Genomic DNA, 4,301 nt, shown 5'->3' on the forward strand with positions numbered 1-4,301 from the left:
ATTTTGAGTTGATAGCATAGATGGAAATAACCCCTACCTAGTGAGTTCTTTTTGTGGGCGTATTTGAAGATTTCAGCCGATTTTTGGAAAGTCGCTTGGAAGAATTCCTGCGGAACAATCCCCATTTGGAATTACAAGCGCTGGAGGAACAGCTGCGGGAACAAGAGGAGGATGCGCTGCGCCTAATTGCCGACCTGCAAACTCAAGAAAAGAAGTTGCAGGATGAGATTCTTGCCACCGCACAAGAAATTCAGCGATGGCACGCCCGCATTGAAAAGGCGAAGGCTGCGAACAGATGGGATTTAGTTCAGCCCGCACAAGAACGGGAAGCCGCTTTGCTGCGCCAAGGCAATCAGCATTGGGGACATATGCAAGGTCTCAAAGAGCGGATTAAACAGGCTCAGGAATTGCTGCGTCGTATCCAGCAGCGACGACAGGAAGTTCGTGTTAAAGCGGCACAAGCACAGGCAAACCGTACTAGCCCCAAAGCTGAGCAAAAATCCCAAACTGTCGGTTGGGATAGCGGTTCCCATCAAAAATCTTTTAGCGGTGCAGATCCATTGGACGAACAATTTAAGCGCTGGGAAGCACAGGATGAGTTGGAGCAAATGAAGCGAAATATGGGACGTTAAGTTGATATGGGTGCGGGAGTTCTCGCACTTTTGGCGAATTCCTATTTTCTAACTGTAATTTTTTGGATCTTTTATGGTAGTTTCTGCTGTAGGGAAAGCCAAGAATGGATTTCTGGATTCAAAATTAACTTGTCAGTATCCGCTAACACTGAGATAACGCGCAAGCGATTCTTGATTTGTCTTAACTCTCGAATTTCCTCAATCTGACATTTTTTCCAATTAGCTGCCTTTGTCGCAGCTTCCGAGTCAGACATTCTGAGGCTATCGTTAAACCAACGCAGAATTTGGTCGAGATCGAGAACTGGATGACTGGGAATCGCTCCGTATTTTGCGATCGTAGCAGCTCGCAACATCATCGACGAATTCATAAAAGAATCCCTAGCATCAGCATTTGCTGATTCTGCAAGTTGCTCGTATACTTTGATTGCTACTTCTGCCCATTTGATGCTAGGTTTATTTGGATAGTGGCGATCGCCCTCAATAGCATTAAAACTTGCTGCCTCAGCTAAACCCAACCAGTTAAATCCTTCTGGCGGTGAAGTATGTCCTGATTCTATGCTTTTTAGCCAAGCTAGCACCGAGTCGGCATCCTCTTGCAGTATTTGATTCAGTTCGATTGCAGATTTGGATTGGGTCATAAATTTTAGCTGCCTCCATAATATTTTACTACGGCATTCGTTGGATCGATCCCTTTTCGTCTAAAAGCTTCTCTTCCTATTTCTAGGCTATCTGGAGTTGGTATAAAATGACCGCTGTAATTAGTAATTTCCAGAAGATAATATTCACCATTGCTACCAACAATTTCCGCCTCACCTGCTGCCAAAACTGGCTGACCGCGAGTTAAGGCGGTGTGAGATATTTCTTGGCTACCAACAAATTTTGGTATTACTAATAGTTGGTTTTCTGTCGTCACCGCCCATTTAATGGTTCCTTCGTTAATTGTATCGTCAAATCCTGGTTCTGCTACCTTAAGAGGTTTGATACCTAAGCGATCGGCTAAGCTGAGTTCTGCATTTAAGCGATCGGGTAGCTGATTGGAGAAGGATGCTGTGGGAAACTTACTTGAAGACTCTGGTGACACTTGGCTTTGACTTTAATTTATGGATGGATAAGCTGGATATATTAATATAATTTTTGCTCCATTTTTTCCAACCAATTTGTCATTATATAGCGATCGTGTTCGACAAAACCCATCTTTTGATAAACGCTTTTCGCTTTTTTATTTTCATAAGCTACCACCAGATGCACGGCGGTAATCCCTAGAGATTGGCAAGCTGTTTTTACAAATTCTAGCGTCTGCGTGCCTATACCTTGGCTGCGATAATTCTCTCGAATATATAATTCATCAACTAAGGCATCGCGACCGTGAAATTCGATACTGTAGCCAAATGTGAGGACAACATATCCGACTGGTTCTTCGTCAGCACAAATTAACCATATCTTCGCCAGTCGATCGTCACTAACTATTTCTTCTAAACAACGAGTTGCTATTTGATTATTAAATGGGATATGTTCGAGTTTATAAAACTCCTCCATCATAGTCAAAATCAGATTAATATCAGCGTTTGTAGCGATTTTAAAACTTATTTCCATAATCTTATCAAGAGTAAATGCTAATTATTGTTTCGGTTATATAAGCTACATAGCCAAAATTTGACTACTTAGGCTAAAATAGCATACCATAGGCGCAAGCACAAGACTCGTTTGCATATGGGTGCTGGGTTGGCAATTTTTTTTGCCTTGCGATCGACCTTCTAAGGCGAATCACAATAATAACCTAAATAAACATCAAAATAATCTATGAAAAATCAACGGACATTCCGCCTGAATCAAATTACATTTGCGTTGCTGATTTCCCTAGCGGTAATTAATTTAACAGAAGATGCGATCGCAATACCAGGTATTAAAGCTGGTAACAAACAGGTAAAAATTTGCACTGCTAGCACTTGCACGCCATACCGAGCAAATTATGAAAAAGCTATTGCCGCTCGCATCATTGCAAGACCTTCCTTAGTATTGGATGAAAATCAGGCGTTTGCACTAGCCGATCGAGCAATGGCAAGAGGCGATCGCAACGAAGCCGCACGCCGTCTCGCACAAGCTTTAGTAATTATTTCGGAATCAAAAAAAACCGGACAGGGAATAGCAGGCGCTTTAGCTATAGAGCGTTCTCTAGATACTGATATGAAAAACGCACGGGGTCAGTCACTCCGGGAGTTTTTACCTTTGTTCGATCGCATTTTTCCTGCCGATCGAAATCCATATCGGTAAATTCTATAATTGTAAAACAGGTTAACTTAAATCATAAAAGTTTACTTTTTTGGTAGATACGCAAAATCTACCATACTTGGTGCTGCTTTCAGCAGATTCTTATTATTTACAGCAGGGTAGCATATTAACTATAACGGCACTCAAGACGTTTATACCAGCTACGCGAGGAAATTAGATGTCAGCTTGGCTGTCAGCGTTACTCAACTCATTCAAAGCACGTTTATCTCAGCGCATCATCTTTTGGGTGTTTATCAGCATTATTTTAATCGAGGTCATTATCTTAATTCCGTCTTATTATATGCGGGAAAGCGAGCTTTTATGGCAAATAGAGGATGTTTCTTCTGCAATTGTCACCTCAATTTCCCGCTTAACGGCACAAGAAGTTGACAACAATAAACTTCTAGAAAAAATCAAAAAAATTACTCATGGTTCCGTGATTTTAGGAGTGGCAATTTACGAACCCAATGGGCAACTGATAGGTATATGCGGTGAGCCGCCAGAGATTACATTTTCTGACCTAAAAGGTAAGGATGAAGTTCGCGCACGCAACCGCAATGGCGATCGCTACGACGTAGCTTGGTCAGGTGGAAAATTAGATACTAATTATATCATAATCGCTCGTCACAATGCTACCACCGTCAAGCAGGAATTATCTGCATATATTGCACGTATTGCTGGCTTAGTTGTATTGATCTCCGCTTTTGTCACTTCTGTCACAATGTTAGTTTTGGGTGCAACCGTAATTTTACCCATCTTGCGACTGCGGGACGACTTAATCGCGGCGGGTGAAGCAACAGCCAAAGATAAAGCCAATCCTAACTTTTACTCTCTGTCTGTCAAGCGCGATGATGAGTTAGGGGAAGTGATGAAAGCATTCAATCAAATGTATCGACGCATTCGCCAGGAAATTAACGAACGCAAGCAAGCAGAAGCAATCCTGCGCGTGGAAACAGAAAAATCCGAGCGCTTATTACTGAATATTTTGCCAGAATCGATCGCCGAACAATTGAAACAGCAACAAGGCTGCATTGCCGAACGCTTTGATGAAGTCACGATTCTATTTGCAGATATTGTTGGTTTTACAGCGTTGGCGGCGCGTACCTCTCCTACAGAATTAGTCAGTTTACTTAATGAAATTTTCTCCGCATTCGATCGCCTTGCTTCTCGCCACGGTTTAGAGAAAATCAAAACCATCGGCGATGCTTACATGGTAGTAGGCGGTTTGCCTTCTCCCCGATTAGACCACGCCTGGGCCATAGCAGAAATGGCTCTCGATATGCAGCGAGAAATCGCTCGTTTCCAAACCAATAAAGGCGAACCCTTCAGCATCCGTATAGGCATTCACACCGGGCCAGTAGTAGCAGGCGTCATCGGCTTGCAAAAATTTTCCTACGATTT

At 42.6% G+C, this 4,301-nt stretch carries 6 protein-coding genes; 3 read left to right on the forward strand and 3 right to left on the reverse strand.

Features of this window, described 5'->3' with window-relative positions; genetic code table 11:
• Positions 1-53: 53 nt before the first annotated feature.
• The gene (locus H6S82_RS20570) at positions 54-632 is read left to right on the forward strand and encodes a TIGR04376 family protein (protein ID WP_190465906.1); all 579 of its coding nucleotides are present in this window, start codon (positions 54-56) and stop codon (positions 630-632) included.
• Positions 633-703: 71 nt separating this feature from the next.
• Here H6S82_RS20570 and H6S82_RS20575 read toward each other — a convergent pair whose 3' ends face one another.
• From H6S82_RS20575 to H6S82_RS20585, 3 genes are read right to left on the reverse strand one after another with little or no spacing between them, the layout of a single operon-like run.
• Positions 704-1,270: a hypothetical protein gene (locus H6S82_RS20575; protein WP_190465908.1), complete on the reverse strand. Its 567-nt coding sequence runs from the start codon at positions 1,268-1,270 to the stop codon at positions 704-706.
• 5 nt (positions 1,271-1,275) lie between these two features.
• Positions 1,276-1,713, reverse strand: a complete 438-nt coding sequence (locus H6S82_RS20580; protein ID WP_190465910.1) for a hypothetical protein — start codon at positions 1,711-1,713, stop codon at positions 1,276-1,278.
• Positions 1,714-1,754: 41 nt separating this feature from the next.
• Positions 1,755-2,225 (reverse strand): GNAT family N-acetyltransferase, encoded by a 471-nt coding sequence (locus H6S82_RS20585; protein ID WP_190465912.1) that lies wholly within the window; start codon positions 2,223-2,225, stop codon positions 1,755-1,757.
• A 207-nt stretch (positions 2,226-2,432) separates the two neighbouring features.
• On the opposite strand from H6S82_RS20585, the gene H6S82_RS20590 reads away from it, so the two are divergent.
• Together H6S82_RS20590 and H6S82_RS20595 are read left to right on the forward strand one after the other, a co-directional pair.
• Complete coding sequence (locus tag H6S82_RS20590; protein ID WP_190465913.1) at positions 2,433-2,903, forward strand: hypothetical protein; 471 nt, start codon at positions 2,433-2,435, stop codon at positions 2,901-2,903.
• Positions 2,904-3,078: 175 nt separating this feature from the next.
• Positions 3,079-4,301, forward strand: a 1,223-nt coding sequence (locus H6S82_RS20595; RefSeq protein WP_191056634.1) for an adenylate/guanylate cyclase domain-containing protein, incomplete at its 3' end; no start/stop codon positions are given.

The sequence above is a fragment of the Planktothrix sp. FACHB-1355 genome, assembly GCF_014748295.1.
GTDB lineage: Bacteria > Cyanobacteriota > Cyanobacteriia > Cyanobacteriales > Aerosakkonemataceae > Aerosakkonema > Aerosakkonema funiforme_A.